At 44.3% G+C, this 23,311-nt stretch carries 19 protein-coding genes, 1 tRNA gene and 1 pseudogene; 4 read left to right on the top strand and 17 right to left on the bottom strand.

Annotation, left to right across the window (positions count from 1 at the left end; genetic code table 11):
* Positions 1–48: 48 nt before the first annotated feature.
* The 3 genes from CEG13_RS07670 to CEG13_RS07660 all read right to left on the bottom strand — a co-directional run bounded on the left by CEG13_RS07670 (position 49) and on the right by CEG13_RS07660 (position 2,942).
* The gene (locus CEG13_RS07670) at positions 49–999 is read right to left on the bottom strand and encodes an alpha/beta hydrolase (protein WP_100011289.1); all 951 of its coding nucleotides are present in this window, start codon (positions 997–999) and stop codon (positions 49–51) included.
* A complete protein-coding gene (locus CEG13_RS07665; RefSeq protein WP_100011288.1) occupies positions 992–1,537 on the bottom strand; it encodes a helix-turn-helix domain-containing protein in 546 nt (181 codons plus the stop codon). Before CEG13_RS07665 ends, CEG13_RS07670 begins: the two co-directional genes overlap by 8 nt.
* Before the next feature lie 187 nt (positions 1,538–1,724).
* Positions 1,725–2,942, bottom strand: a complete 1,218-nt coding sequence (locus tag CEG13_RS07660; RefSeq protein ID WP_100011287.1) for an MFS transporter — start codon at positions 2,940–2,942, stop codon at positions 1,725–1,727.
* A 255-nt stretch (positions 2,943–3,197) separates the two neighbouring features.
* On the opposite strand from CEG13_RS07660, the gene pdxK reads away from it, so the two are divergent.
* A complete protein-coding gene (pdxK, locus tag CEG13_RS07655) occupies positions 3,198–4,013 on the top strand; it encodes a pyridoxine/pyridoxal/pyridoxamine kinase (RefSeq protein WP_100011286.1) in 816 nt (271 codons plus the stop codon).
* A gap of 118 nt (positions 4,014–4,131) precedes the next feature.
* On the opposite strand, the gene CEG13_RS07650 is transcribed toward pdxK, so the two are convergent.
* A complete protein-coding gene (locus CEG13_RS07650) occupies positions 4,132–8,517 on the bottom strand; it encodes a S8 family peptidase (protein WP_100011285.1) in 4,386 nt (1,461 codons plus the stop codon).
* 636 nt (positions 8,518–9,153) lie between these two features.
* Positions 9,154–10,074, bottom strand: coding sequence for an MBL fold metallo-hydrolase (locus tag CEG13_RS07645; RefSeq protein WP_100011284.1), 921 nt, complete (start codon positions 10,072–10,074; stop codon positions 9,154–9,156).
* 170 nt (positions 10,075–10,244) lie between these two features.
* Between CEG13_RS07645 and CEG13_RS07640 the strand changes: the two genes are divergently transcribed.
* Positions 10,245–10,982 carry an SDR family oxidoreductase gene (locus CEG13_RS07640; protein WP_100011283.1) on the top strand — a complete coding sequence of 246 codons (738 nt, stop codon included), beginning with the start codon at positions 10,245–10,247 and terminating at the stop codon, positions 10,980–10,982.
* A 26-nt stretch (positions 10,983–11,008) separates the two neighbouring features.
* On the opposite strand, the pseudogene CEG13_RS07635 reads toward CEG13_RS07640, so the two are convergent.
* From CEG13_RS07635 to CEG13_RS07600, 8 genes and pseudogenes are all read right to left on the bottom strand, one after another.
* Positions 11,009–11,561: pseudogene (locus CEG13_RS07635) on the bottom strand (DUF4269 domain-containing protein).
* A gap of 8 nt (positions 11,562–11,569) precedes the next feature.
* A complete protein-coding gene (locus tag CEG13_RS07630) occupies positions 11,570–12,013 on the bottom strand; it encodes a VOC family protein (protein WP_100011282.1) in 444 nt (147 codons plus the stop codon).
* 196 nt (positions 12,014–12,209) lie between these two features.
* Entirely contained in the window at positions 12,210–13,112 is a 903-nt protein-coding gene (gene thpD / locus CEG13_RS07625) for an ectoine hydroxylase (RefSeq protein WP_100011281.1), read from the bottom strand.
* Positions 13,113–13,535: 423 nt separating this feature from the next.
* Positions 13,536–14,453, bottom strand: coding sequence for an aldo/keto reductase (locus tag CEG13_RS07620; RefSeq protein WP_100011280.1), 918 nt, complete (start codon positions 14,451–14,453; stop codon positions 13,536–13,538).
* Between the two features lie 126 nt (positions 14,454–14,579).
* The gene (locus CEG13_RS07615; RefSeq protein ID WP_100011279.1) at positions 14,580–15,305 is read right to left on the bottom strand and encodes a hypothetical protein; all 726 of its coding nucleotides are present in this window, start codon (positions 15,303–15,305) and stop codon (positions 14,580–14,582) included.
* 230 nt (positions 15,306–15,535) lie between these two features.
* Positions 15,536–16,258, bottom strand: a complete 723-nt coding sequence (locus CEG13_RS07610) for an amino acid ABC transporter ATP-binding protein (RefSeq protein WP_100011278.1) — start codon at positions 16,256–16,258, stop codon at positions 15,536–15,538.
* Positions 16,255–16,917 (bottom strand): amino acid ABC transporter permease, encoded by a 663-nt coding sequence (locus CEG13_RS07605; RefSeq protein WP_100011277.1) that lies wholly within the window; start codon positions 16,915–16,917, stop codon positions 16,255–16,257. The genes CEG13_RS07610 and CEG13_RS07605 overlap by 4 nt, the downstream gene beginning before the upstream one ends.
* 185 nt (positions 16,918–17,102) lie before the next feature.
* Positions 17,103–17,861 (bottom strand): glutamine ABC transporter substrate-binding protein, encoded by a 759-nt coding sequence (locus tag CEG13_RS07600; protein WP_100011525.1) that lies wholly within the window; start codon positions 17,859–17,861, stop codon positions 17,103–17,105.
* A gap of 468 nt (positions 17,862–18,329) precedes the next feature.
* Here CEG13_RS07600 and CEG13_RS07595 point away from each other — a divergent pair, with 468 nt between their 5' ends.
* Positions 18,330–18,944 (top strand): TVP38/TMEM64 family protein, encoded by a 615-nt coding sequence (locus CEG13_RS07595; protein WP_100011276.1) that lies wholly within the window; start codon positions 18,330–18,332, stop codon positions 18,942–18,944.
* A gap of 54 nt (positions 18,945–18,998) precedes the next feature.
* Here CEG13_RS07595 and CEG13_RS07590 read toward each other — a convergent pair whose 3' ends face one another.
* Positions 18,999–19,550 (bottom strand): NADPH-dependent FMN reductase, encoded by a 552-nt coding sequence (locus CEG13_RS07590; protein ID WP_100011275.1) that lies wholly within the window; start codon positions 19,548–19,550, stop codon positions 18,999–19,001.
* Between the two features lie 169 nt (positions 19,551–19,719).
* On the opposite strand from CEG13_RS07590, the gene CEG13_RS07585 reads away from it, so the two are divergent.
* Positions 19,720–20,163: a DUF6376 family protein gene (locus CEG13_RS07585; RefSeq protein ID WP_100011274.1), complete on the top strand. Its 444-nt coding sequence runs from the start codon at positions 19,720–19,722 to the stop codon at positions 20,161–20,163.
* Between the two features lie 42 nt (positions 20,164–20,205).
* Here CEG13_RS07585 and fosB read toward each other — a convergent pair whose 3' ends face one another.
* The 3 genes from fosB to CEG13_RS07570 form a co-directional block, all read right to left on the bottom strand.
* Positions 20,206–20,625: a metallothiol transferase FosB gene (gene fosB / locus CEG13_RS07580; RefSeq protein WP_100011273.1), complete on the bottom strand. Its 420-nt coding sequence runs from the start codon at positions 20,623–20,625 to the stop codon at positions 20,206–20,208.
* Between the two features lie 521 nt (positions 20,626–21,146).
* Positions 21,147–21,236, bottom strand: a tRNA-Ser gene (locus CEG13_RS07575).
* 174 nt (positions 21,237–21,410) lie between these two features.
* Positions 21,411–22,739 carry a hemolysin family protein gene (locus tag CEG13_RS07570; RefSeq protein WP_100011272.1) on the bottom strand — a complete coding sequence of 443 codons (1,329 nt, stop codon included), beginning with the start codon at positions 22,737–22,739 and terminating at the stop codon, positions 21,411–21,413.
* Between the last annotated feature and the right edge of the window lie 572 nt (positions 22,740–23,311).

Genomic DNA, 23,311 nt, shown 5'->3' with positions numbered 1-23,311 from the left:
TCTTCTATTCTACCATTTTCTGCGCGCGAAGAAAAAAGAAGCGGGCACTCAGACTGCATCTGCTTTAGAATATCTTACTACCCATTTCTCCAGTTTTTCCAGCAGTTCTCTATCGAGCGGCTGATCCAGCATACGCTTGTATTCTTTCATCAGACCGAGCATCGTATGGTCCCTTTCATATTTGCGCAGAATGTGATTCATATCAGGGATCACATGCCATTCTGACTCACCTGGAACCATTTCGGCGATAATCCTCGCATGATCAGGCGGGACCTGGATGTCCTTATCGCCCGTGATCGCCAAAACTGGGCAGTGAGTTTCTGTCAAATAATCACAGACATTGAATTCCATTTGCTCACGTAGCCACTTTGCATTCAGTTTGGCTCCCCTTATTCGCATCACCGGTTTTGTGGAAGTCATCACTTTTTCCATTAATGCCTGATTTTGCTTCCGCGCCTTTTTTGCCACCTTCAGCACGCGAAACAGCCAGCCTTTCAAACCTCTCGTCGCTTCAATTTCCTTCATTGCCATTGCAAACTGTCTTGGCAGCAGGTCCTTGGATGGCTCTGCTGCTCCAGCAAGCAGGACCAGACCGGCGACTGGTGATTGCTGATGAACCACCGGAGCAAGCATTGCCCCCTCACTGTGACCAAGGATAATCACTTTTCCCTCATCCACCCTTGGATGATTTTTCAAAAACTTGACTGCCTCTTCAGCATCATCAATCAGGTCATACACGCCCATTTCATCGTAGTTTCCGCCGCTCTCATGTGTCCCTCTTTTGTCATAGCGCAAAGTGACAAAACCTACTGTTGTAAGAAAATCAGCCAGTTCTTTATGCAAATTCATTTTTAGCCGCTTATCATTGCCGTCCCGATCAGATTTCCCCGTCCCCTGGATCAGCAGCACACCCGGTAATTTTTGCTTATTTGCTTCCGGAAAACTCATCGTCGCAGCAAGCGGGTATTTCGCATCAATGATTACCTTTTCTTCATTCATTTTCATCTCCCCTTCCTTTTTCGGGCATCACAATGGTTGAGAACAATCGCTTTTTGCGCGCTGAAGACGGTTTGTTTTCTGCCGCTTTCAGAAACACCTGATTCAATTCACCCATAAATGAGCGGAACTCTTCATCTGTCAGGTTAAAAGCGGCCTGCCGGTACCCGACTCCATCGCGTTCCAGATCAATGTCACCCTGTTCCAGATACTCCTCAAAATTGCTCAGTAACTGTGTCATAAACATGGTGAAATACTGCATGTGATCTTCTTTTGTCGCTTTCGCCAGATCCTGCTGCCGCACATTTGCCGCCGCTTCGTTGAGTGCATAAACTTTCTCAATCGTTCCTCTCACAGGGTTTTCCTCAACTACTTCCAGTACCTCCGATTTCACCATCGTGTCCAAGTGCCGGTATAACGTGGCTTGAGGAATCGTATCCAATTCCTGCCCCAGCTCCTTGGCAGTAAGCTTCTTTCCGCCGATAAACCGCTGAAGGATCCTTAGTCTGACTGGATGCAAAATAACGTCCGCTTTATTCATCTTCTCACCGTCCTTTGTTATATTATATGATTATATTATCAATTATGATAACAAAAGTCAATAAATAGCTTGCTCTCACTCTATAATCGAAGGAAAAAGCAATCTGGTGGCACTTTTTCCGTCTGGCACTTTTTCCTCACTTCTTTCGATTATAGAAAAAAGAGGGATACAGCGGACTTTTCAGCTGCTACCCCTCCTGCCAATAATTTTTGCGGTTTGATAAAAACACACCAACTGCCATACAAACTGCTATCGCGAGCATCGCAAAAGCCAGTGTTACAATGGTGGTGCGCAATGGAATAATGTCTGCAGTCACTCCGACAGCCAGCACAAAAATAATTTGCATCGCGCTCTGCAGCAGCTGGAAAACGCTTGTTACCCTGCCCATGAGCGCAGAAGGCACATTGTTTTGATAAAAGGTCAATATACCTGCATTTAAGAAGGTCAGAAAAAAACCAAGAATCGTAAACCCGAAAGCAATCGAAGCAAATGACCAGGAAAAAGCATAAACAATATATCCAACGGTTTGCATAATGATGCCAATCGCCACCATGTATCTTAGTGAGAACTTATGAGAAAAAACAGAGAGCGTAAGGGCGCCGGCAATCGATCCCACACCTGTGATGCTAATCAGTAACGTGTAATCCACCTCACTCAGGCCGACAACCTGCTGGGCAAACACTACCTCCTGGGCGTCCATCGCAAATGAGAAAATCGTTGTAGCCAGAAAAGATAAATAGATAAACGCAACATATTTTTTATCTTGTACAAATACCATGACTACATCCCAGTCCTTTTTTATCTGAGAGATAGACAGCTTAGGAGCGGCATTTTTGTCAAACGTATCTTTTTCAGGCAAGAAAGAAAGCAAAATGGCTGCAAGGATAAAGAAAACAGCATTGATTACAAAAGTCATGTTCACGGAACTGATTAGGATCAGAAAACCGCCAACCGCCGGGCCAAGGATGAAGGCGCCCGAAGTGGTAAAAGATTGAATCGAATTATACCGTTTCCGCTTATTCTTTGGAATCAGCTGGGTTATGTAGGTCATGGAAGACGGCGAGAAAAAAGACTTCGCAATGCTAAGAAAAATTAACAGTATGTATACAAAAGCAATGTTTGGAGCAAACGGCAGGCAGAAAATGAAAAAAGCCCTCGCCAGATAGGTAACGATCATTATTTTCCGCTTGCTCCGGTAATCAATGAAACTGCCGGTCCAGAACTTTGTCAGGATGTTGACTAAAGGGCCAATAATCCAAAGCGCAGCCACCGCAGCAGCAGACCCTGTCATCTGGAACACAAGAATATTTATGGCAACCAGATAAATAAAATCACCAAGGCTGGCGATGCCGACTGAGGTTAATAGTATAATAGGCTGTTTCCAGTTGTGGAGCTGCTGCTTCATGGGTGACCCCCCTTTTGGAATTACTTGTGTTCTGGGTTCGGGTTGATATTCACGTCTTCCGGCTGATTGGACACACCGTCAGCTCAAGGTTGCTCATACCTTCACAGCTAATTATCTTCCATTAAATGTTAAATTACATTATACCAGACTTTTTTGCTTCCAACCCAGCAACATCTTATTCTTTCTTTCCCACAGAAAGTGTTATATTCTATAACTACCTTGGAAAACTTCAAGAAGAAAGCAAGGAGGATGGACATGACACTGAAGAAAACATTAACACTAGCAGGTTCCGACTCCAGCGGGGGTGCGGGAATTCAAGCGGATCTTAAAACGTTTCAAGAGCATGGAGTTTATGGCATGACTGCTCTGACCTCGATTGTCACCATGGATCCAGACAACTGGCATCATGATGTCACGCCACTGGATACTGCGGTGGTGGAAAAGCAATTGGATACAATCCTGTCCGTCGGTGTGGATGCTATGAAGACGGGCATGCTCGGTTCTGTCGATATTATTGAACTCGGTGCCAGGAAAATAGACCAGTATCAGCTGGAGCAATTTGTGCTTGACCCGGTAATGGTGTGCAAGGGCGAGGATGAGGTGCTGCAGCCGGAAAACACGGATGCTATGCGTGAACTGCTGCTGCCGCGTTCGCTTGTTGCGACACCGAATCTCTTTGAAGCAGGACAGCTGGCGCAAACCGGCCCGATCAAGAGTGTCGACGGGATGAAAGATGCAGCAGTAAAAATCCATGAGCTCGGCGCCAAATCAGTCATCATAAAAGGCGGCAAAGCGCTGGAGTATGAAAAAGCAGTAGACCTGTTTTATGATGGAGAAAATTTCACCATACTCGAAGCAGAAAAAGTAAACACAGTATACACACACGGGGCAGGATGTACGTTTGCTGCGGCGATTACAGCCAACCTTGCCAATGGAAAAAATGTAAAAGAAGCCGTGGCAGCTGCCAAAGACTTTGTTACAGTGGCGATTGCCCATGGCTGGAAACTGAACGAATTTGTCGGCCCGGTTATGCACGGTGCCTACCATCAATTCTCCACAGAGAAAGCTTAGATTGTGCAAAGTCCCTGGAAGGTTCTCCTGTTAGACACTTTTTAAAAAATAAAAGGTGCAGAAGCTCAATCGCTTCTGCACCTTTTTCTATTGCACGGCCTAATGATTCACCCAAAAATCACTGCTCCGCATTAATAAACAATTTACCCTCAGCTTGCTGGCGCGTCTCATTACCGAAGTCATCTTCTACTTTCACTTCGATAACTGCACCTTCCGCCTCAATTTGTGTCGCTGTCCAGTATCCGACATAATGTCCATCCGATGTTTCCATCATTGGAAGCTCTGTCGCATTGGCAACACTGCTTTGGGGCAGATTTGTCAGTGGCATATGGATAAAGAATGTCGCTCTTTGTCCCGGCTCACTGTCAAATTCAATTTTCACGCTTTCACCAGCGTCGATATAGACATCTTCCGTTGGTGTCAAGTTCTCAATTTCAGGTGCAGTGAAGTCCACGTCAATGGTAACAGATTCTGTTGAACTGTTTCCTGCTAAATCTGCTGCGACTACTTCAATTTCATTTTCACCATTGTCCAGCAAAATCCGCTTGGAATAGTTTCCATCATCTGTAACTTCTGCTTCCTGACCGTTTACTTCCACATAATCCAGGTTGGCATCAGATACCGTTCCTTCAACTGTCACAGTTTCCCGATTTGACTGATCCCCGTCTTCAGGGTTATCAATCGTTAATTCAGGCGCTTCGGTATCCAGTGTCACGGTAACAGGGGCAGATTCTCCTACAGCAGCTCCATCAAGCAGAGATACTGCTGTCAGTTCATTTTCCCCTTCTGTTAAGTTTGCTGGAATCGCAAACGCTCCATCCTCACCAATTTCCTGTGATCCAACTTCTTCCCCGTTGTTCAGCAATTGAACGGTTGTCGTTGGAGAAGCGGTGCCCTCCACCATAAGCTCTGGGTCATTTGTGATAATGTCTTCAGCCGGCGAAGTAATCACAGGTTCCTCTGCCTCATAGCTGACATTGGCGCGGATCATATAGTTTCCTTCAGCTGCAGGAGACTGTGACCATGCTCCGCCAACTAATTGATAGCTGCGCTCGGCATTTGGACTGCTTTCATCTGTTGCCAGTCCGGGAGCGCCTGTATTAGGCTGTGTTTGGATATACACCATATAGAAATCTCCGTCCACCGTGATGCTGTGTTCTGACAGGTCAACGACTGTCCATTCATTCGCATCACGTATAGCGTCAGCCTCTATTGGCCCGGCAATTTTCTCACCAGGCTGTCCATCTGATCCCGATGCATCCCAAACCTCTACTGCAAATTCTGTTCCACCAGGTACCGGGAACTCTTCGTCCCAAAACTTAAATACACCGTCTGTTACGACAGCAGACTCCTCACCCTCTGGCAGAGACATCTTCACTGCCCAGCCATTACCTGCGTCGTAGAAAGCACGTGCATTTTCAGCGGTTCCGTCATCATAGCCGATTTGACCGCCTGGAACCGTGTAAAATGGTTCAAGTGCAACATCTGCTTCTGTATCTTCTTCCAGGTTCACTTCAAACTCTGTTGCATGGTACCCGCTAGCTAATACTCTTAACGTGTACGTACCTTCATATGCAATCAGGGAATAGTTACCGTTCGCATCTGTTTCTACCGGTTCAACATTAGCGTCCTCCACCAGCAGAACCGTCGCGCCTTCGATCGGTTCACCTGTTGCTTCGTCGGTAATTGTACCACTGACAGAATACTGATCAATTTCTTCTAAAGTAAAATTAGCTTCTGTTGTTTGATCATTTTCAATCGTTACGGTTTGCTCATCTGAATGGAATCCATATGCCTCAGCTTTTACAGTGAATTCACCTGCGCCATGAAGCAAGGAATAGCTTCCATCTGCCGGATCGGTATTTACGGACCTACCAGACTCAAGCACACTGACCTGGGCGCCTAAAGGTAAAGCATTCGGATTAACTGCCTCTTCCTCCACTGGCGGTTTTTCTTTCGGCAATGCCGGTACTATTTTTGCCGGATCCACTTTCTCTTTTAAAGCTACTTTTTCATTACCTTTTTCTACTCCAAGTCCTTTGTTCTTTGCCATGTTTAAAGCATTCATCGCTGGATGGCCGCCCATTAAACCAATGGCTTTACCTTTTCCTGGAACGATGCCTAGTGATGCACTAGGACTCTCTGATGTATCAGCGAGTGCTACATCGTCAATATATAATCCATCTCTTACAATACTTCCATCTGTCGTTAGATTAAAGCCAATGTAAACACGTTGGCCACTGTATTCTGACAGGTCAATTTCAACATTTTCCCATCCATCCGTAACATCCGTCATTTCCATCAACTGCAGCCATTCTTCCTGATCTGTGGAAATGAACACATGTCCATAATCCCAGCCGTCCTCAATGTTATACCATTGAGCGAACTGAAGATAAGACTCCCCTTCTGGCAGATCAATTGGCGGCATCATAAGGGTTGTATTTGAATTACTATCATACGTCCCATCAAGATTGGTTGCATATACATTTTCACCTGAAACTGCTTCTAACGGTCCGGATGTCGGTACGCCGCGTTCCCAACTATTATTTTCTCCAAAAACCGTCCAACCTGCAGGCTCTGATTCAAAGTCTTCGAAATATCCTGTTGAAATACCTTGCTCTACTGCTACCACGTATTCATCACTGGTTACTTCATTATTTCCGAAGTCATTCACTGTCCAGTAATAGATTAGGGAATCCCCATCGATATCCCCGCCAGGAATGGTTGCCGTATATTCTCCATCTGTAAAGTCACCAGACGTGCGGGATGCTTCTACAGTTTGCCAGTCACCATTCAAGTCCTGGTAATTTAATTCAACCGATGCAACACTGACATTATCACTGGCCTGAATGGTTAAATCCAAATCCATACCAGCATATGTTTCTGCAGGGGCTTCATGTTCAAAAGCGGGTGCTTCTGTATCGTCACCTTCTTTGGTAACTTGTCCTTCCAATGTTCCAAGACCATCCACGAGGGATGCTACTGCAGCTTGCGCATTAACCAGTCCATACCCGTATCCATTATTTGGAGTCTCCGGATATTCTTCATCCGTTAAAGGTGTAGAAGTGGATAGTAAAATTTCTTCCATCTCATCCACGGTTAAACTCGCATCCACATCCCTTAACAGTGCTACTACCCCCGCTACAGCAGGGCTTGCCATAGACGTTCCATTCCAGCCACCTTCATATCCGCCTCCAGGTACAGTAGAACGAATATTTACTCCTGGAGCAGAAACATCAGGTTTCACTTCATCATATGGAGAAGGTCCACGCAGTGAAAATCCTGCAACAACGTTATTGCTGTCTGTTGCCCCAGTTGCAAATGATTCCGGGTAGTTTGCCGGAACTGCTACAGATCCCGGGCCACCTGGATTGAACAATGTTGTATTTCCAGCTGCAAATTGAGGGAAAATATCCGCCGCTCTCCAGTTCTGGACAACATCACGGTACCATTCATCAAGACCAGGTCCGCCGCCCCATGAGTTGTTAACAACATCCGGAGCCATATCTACATTGGTATTACCTTCCGAATCCGTTGGTGCTAAAATCCATTCTGCTGCCGCTAATAAATCTGCATCGGTGGCCGTTCCATCCACCCCAAATGCTTTAACAGCAATCCATTCCGCACCAGGGGCTACACCGACTTGGTTAGACCCGTCTGGTTCACTGCCTACCATCGTGCCTGTCACGTGTGTACCATGGCCATTTTCATCATAAGGTTCAGTTCCGCCGTCTGCAGGATCATACCAGTTGAAATCATGATCGACTTCACCAGTGGCTTCATTGTAACCGCGGTATTTTTCTTTTAAAGCAGGATGATCCCACTGTGCCCCTGTGTCAATACTTGCGACAACCGTACCTGAACCATCAGCCCCCATATTCCAAGCTGCTGGAGCACCCACACGTTCCACATTCCATTCCACATTCTCAATGGAAGATTCAGGCGTTTTCGCATCCTCCGTTACGGTTGTGAACAATTCACGCGTTTCATTAGGCAAAATCTTTTCAACTTCAGCAAATGCGGCAACTTTTTCCGCCACTGCTTTTGTTGCAGTTACCGCCATACCATTTACGATATAATAGGAATGGATATCCTCCGCATTCCCATTTTCAACCTCTTGCTGCAAGTACTGCTTTACACTTTGCTGTGACGTCAGAGCAGTTGACTTTAATTCGGACACAACAGCCGAACGCTGAATATGCTCTGTCTTTGTAGCGGAGAGATTTGCCTGAGTGGCACTAGCTCTCGCTTCTTTTGCAACTTCTGCCGTATCCGTTTTTTCTTTAAACTTAATTAAAAACGTTGCCTTATCGTTCCCCTCAAACTCCTTCTGTAAACGATCACTCACCTTTGCCTGTGTTACCTTCTGGGATTCCGTTACAGATTGATGCAATTTGCCATTCGACTCTGCATGCGCGACTCCTGGCCCGATTAAAGAAAATGTCATCAGGATCGAGGCTGCAATACTGAATACTTTAACTTGGCGCTTTTTCTTTCGTCTCAAAATGGTTCCTCCCCTCGGTTTTTCCTGCACATGCTGTTGAAGAACTACTATTTACTTTAGAACTTCACGCCCCCTTTGCTGAAAAATTTAGTGTTGCTTCACAGCTGTCAGTGGTGATGTTTGTAGAATCTGAGTTGTTGCTGTAAGTTTAGTAGATTTCAAATGCAAATGTTGTCGAAATTTGTCATTTTTAGACTGAATTTTTAAAATTGGTAGATTAGTATTATATTTTCTGGGTTTATTTCATGGGTTAAAGACCTAGTTAGCGGGAATTATTTTAAGAAATAACGGTACAAACCTTGATACATCAGTATTCTATAACGATCATATATTATTACAGATTTTGTCCTTTTTAAAAAATGAATAAATATACCTGTTAAAAAATAAATATTACAAGCCGTTTTTCATAACAAAGGAAAAAATGGTGCTTATGACCTGGCGAAAATTACAATTTGAGGTTCAATCTTCATAGATTCTGATACATTATGACATCTTTTTCATTCTTAAGTCCTACATGATGAAATATTGATATTTTCCCGTAAAAAAGCCTCGTTCCTGAGTTTTATCAGGCACGAGGCTTTTCTTTTTTTCCTTTTCTTTTTTTCCTTTTCTTTTTTTCCTTTTCGTTTTTTCATTTTATACTACCCGAAACTCCACTACTCCATCTCTCACCGAACGCTCGATTTTCCCCAGCGATTCCAAATAGATCAGCCGGGTGAGAGCGGCCATCAGTTGACTGATGTACAGGGGCGGGTGGAGTTCTCCGTAAATTTCCTGGCATACCTGATACGCTGTTTTCCCCTCGCTTTTAACAAAATTCAGCACCTGCTCAAGGCGGGCGTCGTGCTTGATCTTTGTATCTTTGGCACGCCCGGCTAAATGATAGATCGGTGCACCGTGTCCGGGCAATGCGACTTCGGCCGGGTAATTCTGCATCCGCTCAAGTGACCGGTAATAATCTTCGAGCGGGTTTGCTTCAATTCCATCCCACAATCCAATCACAGGTGATATATCCTTTAACAGATGATCCCCGATGAACATCTCCTGTGTATTCGGCTGGTAAAAACAAAAATGATCTGGTGCATGGCCAGGCGTCCATATTACTTGATAGAAATCGTCCCCCAGCTGCATCTCCTGGCTGGCATTAAAGAATCCATCAGGTTCAAATGCATAAATAAACGAATCATCCCGTGTTCTCTCGGGGAGATCCTGTCCTCCGTGCTTAGTCAGAAGCTGTTTAATCCGCTCCGGTATGTCCGTCTCTCTGTGGGTTTGCATTTCCTGATACCCTAAATTGGAAACAAACACCGGCACGCCGATTTCCTGCTGAAACCAGGCGGCAAGCCCAATATGATCCTGATGGGTGTGGGTGAGCACCACTTTTTCCACCTGGATGTCTCTTAGTATGTTTTTCCATAATTCAATGGCTTCCTCAGAATAAATCCCTGTATCAATGATGGTATATCCCTTTTTGCCCTCCACGAAATAGCTGTTCACTTCCTGCACGCTGTATGGTATGGTGAGTTTATGCACTTTCTCTGTAATTTTCTCCAGCAAGACAATTTCCCCGCTTCCATTATCTCTTTTTGTCTTTTTTCATTTTACCTGCTCTAACAGCGCTTGCAAAGCAGAATGCCCACGTCATGACGAAGGTTCTGATGTTTAATGATCCGCACAAACGGTAACCGAATACGAGTGCCAATCCTAAATAAACCGAGGTGAATAACATGGAATGGAAAAATAAAACTGTTGTCATCACTGGAGCATCCAGCGGCATCGGTGAAGCAACTGCCGAACGATTTACCGGAGAAGGAGCCAATGTGGTACTGGCTGCGAGAAGAAAAGAGAGGTTGGAAAACTTGCAACATAAGTTGAGTGACACACCAGGAAAAGTGGCGATAAAAGAAACAGATGTTACCTCCCAGCAGCAAGTGGAGGACTTGATAGACTTTGCTATTAATGAGTTCAATCAAGTAGATGTGCTGTTCAACAATGCCGGCCTGATGCCATTAAGCTTCATGAAAAACCGTAAGCTCGACGAATGGGAAAGAATGGTGGACGTCAATATCAAAGGGGTGCTTTATGGAATTCATGCCGTTCTACCGCATATGATGGAGCGAAATACAGGTCATATTATCACTACATCCTCTGTCGCCGGGCATGAAATTATGCCATCAGGAGCGGTGTATTCCGGTACGAAATTTGCCGCAAGGATAATAATGGAAGGACTCGGAAAAGAAATGGCCGCAAGCAATATCCGCACCACAACCATTTCACCGGGGGCCGTGGCTACCGAATTGACTGACACCATCACGGATAAAGAGGTACAGGATATGTTCAAAAACAGCTTCGATTTCACTCCATTGGAAAGCAAAGATATTGCTGAGGCGGTATTTTACGCTGTCAACCAGCCGAAGTCCGTTGATGTCAATGAAATTATTGTCCGGCCAACACAACAAGGCTAACAAAGGAAAACGGGAGCCTGATTTAGTCAGGTTTCCGTTCTGTGTTTAGCATTAATAATTCCCTGTTTTTCCCCGTAATTCAGCAATGCCTCATATGGATCTCCTTCTAATCCTAAAACGTGGCAAAACACTGGTTCCGTTTTATGACCGTCCATTTTTAATTTCCACACTTTTTCTTTCAGGTCAGGAAATTTCTTGGTTAGCGAATCCTCAATCACCATATGCAGATAAGCGTACTGTTTCTTGACAGGACAAGGCTGGCCAAACAATTCAAACTCAGACCCGCTGAAAATAAAGTTCGCTTTTATTACTGGCATATCCCGAATTACACGTCTTTTCAACTGGAAGTTCTCCTTTTCCATATAATGCTACCACTTTTTCAGCAAACGGAACGAATTGATGAACCTCCATTATAATGTCCAAATCAGATCCTTCCACATCAATGCCAAGCGGGAGCGTACCGCAGAGAATTGGGTCATATTCTATAAGATTCTCCAATATTCTCAGGTTTTTTATAGCAGTAAATGCAAGCTGCTGTCTTTCATTCCCGGATTGCAAGTAATCAATTGTTTCAAACATAAGCGCTCCTAACCCTCAATCACCAGCATATCATTTTCGTCAAACTCCCAGTCCTCACCATAAGCGACTTCCCAATAATAGCCGTCCGGATCCTGAAAATAGCCGCTGTATCCGCCCCAGAATACGGTTACCGGTGACTTGACGATTGTTGCACCGGCTTTTTCCGCTTGGGTAAATATTTCATCCACTTCTTCCTTCGATTTTCCATTATAGGCAAGCGTGATGCCGCTAAACCCGGCTGCAAGTGCTGGAGGATGCTGCTCATTAATATCTTTGGCCAGATTATCAATTTGGTAAAGGGAGATTTTCGTTCCAGCATTATTAAAAAAGATCACGGCCGGATTGCTTTCCTCCCCGTGAACCACGACATCAAACGACAGACCATCACGGTAAAATTTCAGTGATGCTGTCAGATTCCGGACTCCCAGTGTGATTAGATTTAAACGATTCATTTCAACCTCTCCTTGTGCTAATTTTCGATTTTCCCCCTATATCTATTCGCCTTCTTTTGCTGAAAAACCTTCTTTTTCAGAAAAAGGACAAACACTTACGAGTGCCATAAAAACTGCCCCAAAAGACAATCTTTTGGGGCAGCTGGAATATGCCAGTAAGTTCCTCTGGGAAGTCTCCCGTTCCATTATGTTTATTTTATTTTACGCCACTGAGTGTTCTGGCGTCTTCTCTGACAGCAATGTATTCCGGACGTGGCTTCCCGCCGGAGAATGGCTCAACCAAACGGTTTTCCACGCTGTTGTACACCATGAACAAATTGTTGCGCGGGTATGGTGTAATGTTGCTGGTTGAACCGTGCATGGTGTTCGATTCGAAAAGGGTGATAGAACCTGCTTTTCCTGTCGGCACAGAGATCCCGCCGCCCTTCTCGGCAAGCCAGCGCAGGCTGTCTTCATCAGGAACACCGAGCTTTTGTTTTTTTAGTGATTCTTTGAAATTATCTTCCGGTGTTTCCCCAATGCAACTGACGTAATAATTTTGTGAGCCTGGAATCAGCATCAGCGGTCCATTGAATGTATAGTTGTCTGAAAGGGCGATAGAAAGACTTACCGCACGCATCCGCGGCATTCCGTCTTCCACATGCCATGTTTCAAAATCAGAGTGCCAGTCAAACTCCTTGCCTTTGAATCCCGGCTTATAATTGATGCGGGACTGGTGGATATATACATCGCTTCCCAAGAGATGATTGACGATATCAAGAATGCGCTGGTCATTTGCAACATCCTTAAAATAATTGTCATCCCGGTGTACGTGAAAAATGGATCGGATGTCTTCACTCTCCGGCTCCCGAATCACTTTATCCGACTCCACACCCTTGTTGTCATCCTGCAATTCAAAAATGGCTTTCTGCATGTTGGAGACTTCTTCATCAGAGAAGAAATTCTCAATTTGCAAAAACCCATTTTTCTCGTAGGAATCCAGCTGTTCTGTTGAAACAGGAGCCAGATTGTCTTTGGATCGATCCGTGTGAACCACAAGATCCTTGCGTTCCAAAATTTCCGGCTGGTTATTTTTTCTCGAAGGATAAAGATCTTCCATCAAAAACACTCCTCTTCATAATTTTCACTTACAAGCTTATATATTCAAGTTCCCTGGCATTATGGGAAACTTCCCTGTATATTGGTATCTACCCTATTGATAATCCAATAAACACCTAAAATATAAACTGTTAGTAATTATTGTATAGTTTTTAATGTAGAAAATAAAAGGTGACTTTAGTTAATAAAGTGTGATTACTGCCGGCTTCACCGATTTAATCTAGTGGTACCTGGCAGAATTGGATTTTATCTGTGAATATCGCATTATATCTATAAATTTGTCATATTTTGCTTAAAGCAGTTAATTACCACCATGCAAGGAATCGATAATAACGTAAAAACTTGTATTAATTTTGCAGAAACAAAATTGATGCTCCAACAAAAAACCACCGAAACAGCAATCGCAATTCCGGTGGTGTCACTCTTATGGCACTTCATTCCCAGCCGCACGATAAACTTCATACCATTCTTCCCTGGTTAATTCCACATCGGAAGCTTCGGCAATATGCGTCAGGCGGTCAGCGTTCATTGTGCCGACAACGGCCTGTATCTTTGCCGGATGGCGCAAAATCCAGGCAGTGGCAATCGCAGACTTGGTCACATCATGTTTATCTGCAATTTCCTGCAGCTTTTCATTAAGCTCAGGAAATTTTTCATTGTCGATGAAAACCTCTTTTAGAGTAGCATGCTGAAACGGCGACCATGCCTGAATCGTCATCTCGTTTAGACGGCTGTATTCCAGTACACCGCCATCGCGATTCACCGCATTCTCATGCTTCGTGTTTACCTGAATTCCTGCATCGATCATGCCAGTGTGCATCACGCTAAGCTGCAGCTGATTTACCAGCAAATCCTCTTTGACATGTTTTTTCAGTAACTCCACTTGCAGCGGGTGATGGTTGCTGACACCGAAATGCCGCACTTTGCCGCTCTCTTTCAATTGGGAAAAGGCTTCTGCTACCTCTTCCGGCTCCATCAGTGCATCCGGCCGGTGCAGCAGCAGCACATCGATATAATCTGTTTTCAGCCGCTTCAGACTGCCATCAACCGAAGCTAGAATATGCTCCTTGGAAAAATCATAATACCCATTGCGAATCCCGGTTTTCGTCTGTAAAAACATCTTTTCACGTACATCATCATTCATGCCAATCGCGTTCGCAAAAATTTTCTCTGCCCTGCCCCCGGCATAAATATCCGCATGGTCGAAAAAGTTGATCCCCAGATCCATGGCATGGTGAATCATATGATTTGCCTCTTTTGCCGAAAGCTTGTCTATCCGCATGCAGCCGAGAGAAATGTTGGATACTTGCATGTCGCTGTTGCCTAATCTGATCTTTTTCATTTTCCCCGTCCCCTTTTTGAAAATCCTTCCAGTTTTCAGTCTATCATTTTTCGTTATTTATATCGAAGCAAAAGGGCGTATCCTTTCTGTAAAAAGCGGGCCGCTCAGCACAGCCCGCTCTTATTTTTAATGATGATGAAAATATTTCTCTTTCTCAAATGGATACAGCTTCTGTTTCTTCGCTTCCCCGGCATGCTCTGTCACAATCTCATCAAGCAATTGGCCGGCATCCTTGTCACCGATATCAATACCCAGTTTTTCTGCAGTCTGCGTGATTTTTCTTTCGCGTATTTCAGTTATCAGCTCATGCACATCTTTTCCTTTTGTATCAATATCCAGCTCTTCCGCCTGCTGCCGGACAGCTGCCTCCATTACTTCTTTTCCAAGTTTCTTGGGGTCTTTCCCTTCTGTTTCAATGCCCAGCTCTTTTGCTTTTTGAGTGACGATGGCGTGATGTACTTCTTTCATTAGTTCTTTCGCTTCCTTGCCATCAGTTGAGATGCCCAATTCTTTCGCTTTTTCTTTCACTCTTGCAAGATGCACTTCCTGTTTCAATTCCTGAACGTTTTTTCCCTCGGTCTCGATGCCCAGTTCTTTTGCTGCCTTGATCGCCTGGGCTTCAAACACTTCCTTGGCTAGAGTTTCTATGTCTTTTCCTTCTGTTTCAATCCCGAGTTCCTCCGCTTGAAGCTTCAGCAACGCTTCATTATGGTGAAACATTTTTTCTTTGCCAGAATGTCCGTCCCGCTCCTCCCACACGTCAATCTCGTTTGCTGATACTGCATGGGAAGTCGGCAATGCAAGACTGATGCCAAGCAGCAGGGCAATTAATAAAGGAAAGCCTTTTTTCATTATTTTTCATCCTTTCTGGTTGAATGCGATTAGATTTCCATTTACAGCATTCCCTGAAAGGCGGAAAAAATTTATCTTGCTGATTGGCAGGTGCAGGAACTCATCGGCCCCGGTTGAGTAAACCTCCGAATCATCTTTTTATTTCCGAAATCCCTGCATCACCAATCACACAAAATAAATAAGACAGCATACCGCGCCGATACACTGCCTTTATCAAAGCCCTAAACACCCTATAATATTTTATTCAAAAATTCTTTAGTTCGCTCGGATTGCGGATTGGTGAAAATATCATCCGGTTTGCCTTCTTCGACAATCACCCCATCGTCCATGAACAAGACACGGTCGCCGACTTCCCGGGCAAAACCCATTTCATGAGTGACGACAAACATGGTCATCCCTTCTTCGGCCAGCTGTTTCATTACTTCCAGCACTTCTCCCACCAGCTCCGGGTCGAGGGCGGAAGTCGGTTCATCGAAAAGCATCATTTTCGGCTCCATCGCTAGCGCCCTGGCAATGGCAACACGCTGCTGCTGACCGCCGGAAAGCTGACTCGGATACTGTTCTGCTTTCTCCTTAAGACCGACTTTTTCCAAAAGTTTCATCGCACGGTCCCGGGCTTCAGAAGTACTGATTTTGCGAACTTTCAAAGGAGCCAGCATAACATTTTCAATGACCGACTTGTGCGGGAACAGGTTAAACTGCTGGAAAACCATCCCCACCTCTGTGCGGACCATGTTGATATCGGTTTTGGAATCTGTCAGGCTGTCCCCGTCGACAATTACATCTCCACCGGTAATCGATTCCAGCATATTCAAGCATCGCAAAAATGTACTTTTTCCGGAGCCGCTGGGACCGATCACGCATACCACTTCCTGTGGCTGAATTTCACAATTAATACCTTTAAGAACTTCATTATCGCCGAATTTTTTGTGTAAATCATTTACCGTAATCATTGAATATCCAACCTTCTTTCTACTATTCGCAGAACGAACGACAGGGTCAGGGTAATGGCAAGATAGAATACGGCCACACTGGTATAGATTTCTACCGCATTAAAGTGATTGGCTGCAATCAGTCTTCCCTGGAACATAAGCTCCGGTACGAGAATTACCGATAACAGCGATGTATCTTTAATGCTGATTATAAATTGGTTGCCAAGTGGCGGAATCATCCGCTTGAACGCTTGCGGCCAAATAATATAACGCATGGCCTGACGCTGGTCCAGCCCGAGAGACCGCCCTGCTTCCATCTGTCCTTTATCTACAGACTGTACCGCACCGCGGACAATTTCCGCAATATAGGCGCCGGAATTTAACGCAATTACCACAATACCTGCGGTGACGGATTCCATGTTGTACTGTGTAATCAGCGGCAATGCAAAGAAAATCCAGATGGCCTGCACCAATACAGGCGTGCCGCGGATCACTTCTACATAAACCGAAGAAATGCCATAGACTATTTTATTATTGGAAATACGGCCGAGCCCAAAGATAGCTCCGAGAATAAAACCGATTAACAATCCAACAATAGATATTAATAATGTATAATAGAGCCCGGTAAACAGCTGTGGCAGAAAATCAACGACCCCTGCCCAGTTAAATCTTCCTATCATTGTTTCACCTCATTCGTAAAATCCCTGGCTCTCCCCGCGTCACACGGCGATCTGCCAGTGTTCCCCGGTGTAAACTTGAAAAAGCTATAAAGCAAAAACTAAGGCCTATCTAACTTTCTGCGATAAGCCTTAGCGTGGGAATTAATCCGGAGCCACCGGGTAAGTTATCACATTCGTCCAAACTATTACTGCGGTGCTTCTCCAAACCATTTCGAATAAATCTCGTCATAGGTGCCATTTTCCCTCAATGTGGCAAGCGCCTCATTAATCGCTTCGACTAATGCTTCATTTCCTTGAGAAATGGCAATTCCGTAATCTTCCGCCTGATAAAGATCACCGACAACTTTCAAACTATCAGATCCCTCTGTCTGAATATAATAGTTTACGTTTGGGGCATCATATAAAATCGCATCGGCACTGCCATTTTGCACGGCAAGATATGCCTGATCCAGCTGCTCATATTCATTTGGCTCTGCCCCTTCAATATTTTCTTTAATGTAATCAGCACTGGTAGACCCAAGACGGGTGGCAATTGTTTTCCCTTCCAGATCTTCAATTCCCTGGATATCTTCATTGTCCACCGGCACTCCGATGGCTAAACCGGATTCATAATACGGGTCACTGTAATCAATGACTTCCGCACGTTCTTCTGTAATACTGATTCCGGCGATGGCAATGTCAAACTGGCCGGTTTGCAGACCAGGGATGATACCATCAAAATTGGTCGTTTCTATCTCAATCTCAAATCCTGCTTCATCGGCAATTGCTTTAATCAACTCAATATCAAATCCAACAAGTTCGCCATCTTCCATAAACTCAAATGGCACAAAAGAGTTATCGCTAACGACAGTATAGGAATCCTGCAGCTCTCCGCTGGCACTTCCTCCTCCACCGCATGCTGCCAGTAAAACCGACAGTCCAAGCAGCAAAACGACTGCGGTCATTTTCCCCTTTATTCTCTTCAAATCAACTACCCCCTAAATTTTTTGTACTTTCTCCCTAGTCAAAAGACCCTGATAAATGAACAGGCATAGTTTAATCATACCAAAAAGTGGTTGTACCACAAAATGGACTTTTCAGTTATTTAACTGAATTTATGGCCAATCACCTGCTTTCAGCCCGAATAAGGGCATGTTTTCTTACAAATGGTAAAAATAACGGCATTAAGCGGTAAATTCGTATGTATATCCGAATTCTATCCTCATTTCCATTGATATACCCTGTGAAGAAAATTTTGAAACCTGCAAAATAAAAATAAATTTATGATTCCCCTGCAGACATGGCAAACCATGCTGAAATAATGGACGGCAGCATGCTATTTTTAATAAGATAGAAAGAGCGTCTTATGCATAGAATAACTTGAAACAACAGTTTTTTATGAAAGTATAATAAAGAAATCAGGGATAAACATCATGAAAAGTTCAACAGGCATATTTAAAAAATATCAAAAGCCGATTGTCCAAACCATCAGCATTCTGGGGATCATACTGATGATCCTCATGGCCTTTTTTATCGCTAACAGCGGCTTTTTTGCCAATCCAGCCCGCGTTCAGGAGTGGATTGCAGGGTTTGGCAGTGTGGCTCCCCTATTATTTCTGGCAATTACGTTCATTCAGGTGGTCATCCCGGTCTTGCCCGGCAATGTCTCCACCGTTGTGGGCGTCATGCTGTTTGATATCGGGCTGGGTTCTTTCTTGAATATCGTGGGGATTTTTCTCGGGTCGTTAGCCAATTTCTTATTGGCACGCAGATTTGGACGGGGATTTGCCGGTTATTTTGTCAAATCGGCTACGTATGATAAATACATTGGCTGGGTAAATAAAGGCAAGCGGTTTGAGCGATTCTTTGTGATTTCCATGGTGTTCCCTGGCTTCCCGGATGATTTCATCTGCCTGGTCGCAGGTCTGACCAAACTCTCCCTGAAAAAATTCATTATCTACTTTTTATTATGCAAACCGGTGACGTTGTTTTTCTACACGCTGGTCCCGCTTTATGGAATGCATTACCTTTATGACCTGATCTGGTGAATTCGATTCGAAAAATGGAAAACGCCCTCCACAGCAGGATGGGCGTTTTCCATTTTATTGATACACCTTCATATTCCCGGCCCAGTTGATATAGTTGTCTACCACCGTATCGATAAACTGTGCCGTTTGTTCATCTGCCAGGCTGCCGGCTTCATCCATTTTCTCATGCACGGAGCCAATCAGCACTTCATTGCCGGGCAGGACAAGCGCACCCAACCCAGGTGCGTTCAAAATCTGGCGGAGCTGTAATTGCGCTTTGACGGTGCCTAATCCGCCCATCGAGGCGCCAACGACTATTGTCGGTTTATTCACCATCACCGTGTCTACTCTGGAAAACCAGTCGATGGCATTTTTCAGCATGCCGGAAATCGATCCATTGTACTCCGGAGTCGCAATTAACACCCCGTCACTTTGCTTGATTTTATCCTTTACTTCTTTTACAATCGCCGGCGGATCCAATTCCTCATCCTGACTGTAAAATGGAAGCTGATCAATTGGCAATATCTCAATATCCAGCTTGGCCTTGTAACGTTCTTGCATATACTCGGCAAGCTTCATATTATAAGAACCTTTGCGGTTACTCCCTACCATTGCTGCGATTTTCATGTTGTATTCCTCCAATTAATTAATCTAAGATTGCTCAGGCAGTATACAGTTTTACCAAAAACAAAAATCAATGGCAAGGGAAGCGACTTGTCTTGAATTTTGAGAAAATAAGAAGCGGGCCCTGGAGGCCAATTTATGGTATAATAACTGTGAAAGGCGGGGAATGACGATGAAAATGCGATTAACTATTTTCCTTACAGTTGCTATGCTCACTTTGAGCGGCTGTTCTTTGTTGGAAGAGACAAATAACACACTGAACTATGCTACTGAAGCAACCGAATATATGAATGAATTAAGCACTTTCGCCGAAGAATCCTCCTCGCTAATCAATGAGGCAGCACAAAGCGAGGAAGCTCAGGCGGAATTGGCAGACAGACTGTCAGAGTTGGAGCAAACGGCGGAAGAATTTAATAATATAGAGGTCCCATCCATTGCTGAAGGAATTCACGAGAGTTTGATGGAGCAGAATCAGCAGCTTCTGGAGATCACCAATAATGTCGTGGAAAACGGAGAAGTTGCATTGGATCAGCTCAGAGAATCGGAAATCTACCAGACCATCGAAAATATTACCGAGCTGAGAAATCAGATTGAGCAATTAGGCTTTGAAGAATGACCAGAGAAAAACCGCTTCGATGAGATGATGAAGCGGTTTTTCTTATGTAAAAAATTCCATATGTAGTTTTTCTTTCCTGTAGTAATCCAGCCGATCCTTTAGTGTCCCTGTGTGGAATTCGAATTTATGGCCATCGGGATCGGTGAAGTAAATCGATCGCTTATCCCGGCTATCGCGTGTTCTGCCCGGCAATATCCTCACATTTAATCGTTTTAACTTTTCACATGCCTCAGCAAAATCTTCTTCCCGAACGGAAAAGGCCTGATGGGTGTACGACTGGACGATTTCATTGCGGGGAATGTCCTTTTCTTCATTTAAAGCCAGCCATAGACCAGCGAGGTCAAAATAGGCCGTCGTTCTTCCTTTTACCAGCAGTTTGGCATCGAATACCTCCTGATAAAACTTAATCGATCTTTCCAGGTCAGAAACGGAATATAATAGATGGTTGATTCCCTGGATCATTTTTCGCCTTCCTCTCTATTAAAATAAGGTTGCTTTCTAAAAGAATGCTGTTTTTTGACAATGTCTATAAAGTGCGACATAACTTTAATCCTGCCGCTGCGGAATACCCCTCGCTTTCCGCGGGCAACGCTTCAGCTTCCTCGGAAGAAGACCACTTCCTGCGGGATCTTCAGTCGTTGCTTTTCCCGCAGGAGTCGGCTGCCCTCTGCTCCAATCAACCATCTACAGAGTGTAGGTGCTGTTTAATTTAATAAGGGTAAAAACAAAATCATAACAGCCAGCGGAGGAAATACCCCGAGACTCCTGCGGGATGAAAAGCATAGGCGAGACCCCGAAGTGCGCCAGCACAAGGGGGCTCGGCAGCTTCCCGCGGAAAGCGAGGGGTATTTCCGCAGCGGCAGCCTATGCCGCATTTTTAATCAACTGCACCATGAATAAGCAATAAAACTTACGAATAGAGCCTAAAATAAAAATGACCGTTACAAATTTGTAATGGCCATCTAGTAATCGTTATGTAAATAAGGAGAAGGTGGGATTCGAACCCACGCGACGGTTACCCGCCCTAATGCATTTCGAGTGCATCCCCTTCAGCCGGACTTGGGTACTTCTCCAAAGAGTAAAATGATGATTCTTCCGCAATCAGCACTATATAGTATACATGAAATAAGCCAATTCGACAAGCCTTTTTAATCAAAAACGGGAGCCCCTGAATATGCGGAGCAGCACTGACATAATCAGCACCGCCTCTGGGCCCCCGACAAAAATTAACTCTCTCTGTCTCCTAATCACTCGCCTGAAGCAGATCTTTCTTCTTCTGCCGCATCTTCCTGCTCCATTTCTTTTGCTTCAATCAGCTTAATCTGATGCCCATCCACTTCTTTTACCGTAAATTGGTACTGTTCATATTCGATGGTCATCCCCGGATCTACGTTGATATCGTGAGTGAGCACCCAGCCACCGATCGTGTCCAGTTCCTCATCATCAATCGATGTGCCAAGCAGGTCATTTGTATCATCAATAAGAAGTTTTCCATTTAATAAGAAAGTCTTCTCATCAAGCTGCTGATACATCGGCATTTCATCCACATCAAGCTCATCCTGAATTTCTCCGACAATCTCCTCGATAATGTCCTCCATCGTAACAAGGCCTGCTGTACCGCCATATTCGTCAACAATAATTGCCATATAACTGTGTTCTTTCTGCATTCTTGTCAGCATGTCATTGACCGGCGTATGTTCAGCCACGTGGAGTACAGGTTTTATATAGCTTTTCGGATCTCTCTCGTTTTGATTAATATAATCATTGAATAATTCTTTGATGTTGACTACCCCGATAATATGGTCTTTATCTCCGTCCGCTACCGGGTATCTGGTATATTTTTCTTCCCTTAGTATATGAATGTTTTCCTCGTAGGTGTTGTCATTGTAGATACATACAATTTCGGTCCGGGGCACCATAATTTCTTTGGCGACCCTTTCATCAAAATCAAAGATGTTGTTCAAATAGTTCATTTCGTTGTCATTGATTTCTCCGCTGTTATGACTATTCGTTAAAATGGAGCGCACTTCCTCTTCGGAGTACACCTCCCCGCTTTCCGTTGCAGGCGGCAGTCCAAACAGGCCCGCAATAAAACGGGCTGATCCATTCAAGAACCAGATAAACGGAAACATCACTCGATAAAATACAATTAACATTGGGGCCAGCAGCAGGCTGACACCTTCCGTTTTTTGGATGGAAAATGACTTTGGCACCAATTCGCCCAGAACCACATGAAGAAACGTAATGATACCAAAAGCAAAAGCAAAGGAAATGGTTGTAACTGCAACTTCCGATAGATTAAAATTAGCTATAAGCGGATGAAGCAGATGCTCCACTGCCGGTTCACCAAGCCAGCCGATACCAAGCGCCGTCACGGTTATTCCCAGCTGACAGGCAGCCAGATAGCCGTCCAGATTGCTGGTGACTTTATCCACTGCTTTTGCCCCACGACGGCCTTCTTCGAGCAAATTATTTACCCTTGATTTTCTCATTTTCACAATCGCAAACTCTGACGCAACAAAAAACGCCGTTAACAGTATTAAAATCGCAACGATAATCAAACTAAATATCTCCAAAAATTTCCCCTTGCACGCTATGGCTGTGCAAGGATTTCACCTCCTGATTGATTAAAAAATATTATTGTAACCTGCGACCAAAACTGTTTTTTACATGGCTTCCACCCTTTAATAAGCATTTATATATTGCAGACCCGCTGCACTAGCCGGAGATAAGATATCCTGCAATTGCGATATAGCTGTTCCTGCCGACTAGAAAACTTGGCTTTTCGCCAAGTCTCCTCTTACGGTCAAAAATAATTACACTTTCTTACCTGCTAAAAAAGACCCTCACCAAAAAATGGCAAAGGTCTCGCAAACAACAAGGTCTGTCGCCAATTACACCGGTGGCAAGCAAGTACCACGTACATGTCGATGCAATTGTCAGCTACTCCCCTTTGGAGTTGTAATTTATTTTGTTTAGGACTCTACAAAATATATCATAATATCTGGGGTTGTAAAAATCAACTGAAATGTGTTTTAGCCGTTATCGTATCCCTGGCATAAACAGTATTCGCCTGGCAATCCTTCTTTTATTTTTTGTTAGGTATGATCGGCAGGTTTATGTTACACTGACCAAAACCATGAAAAGG

The organism is Lentibacillus sediminis, assembly GCF_002763455.1.
GTDB classification, from domain to species: Bacteria; Bacillota; Bacilli; order Bacillales; family Amphibacillaceae; genus Lentibacillus_D; species Lentibacillus_D sediminis_A.
Note: the sequence above shows the minus strand (reverse complement) of the source record. Positions and strands in the feature narration are given on the sequence as shown.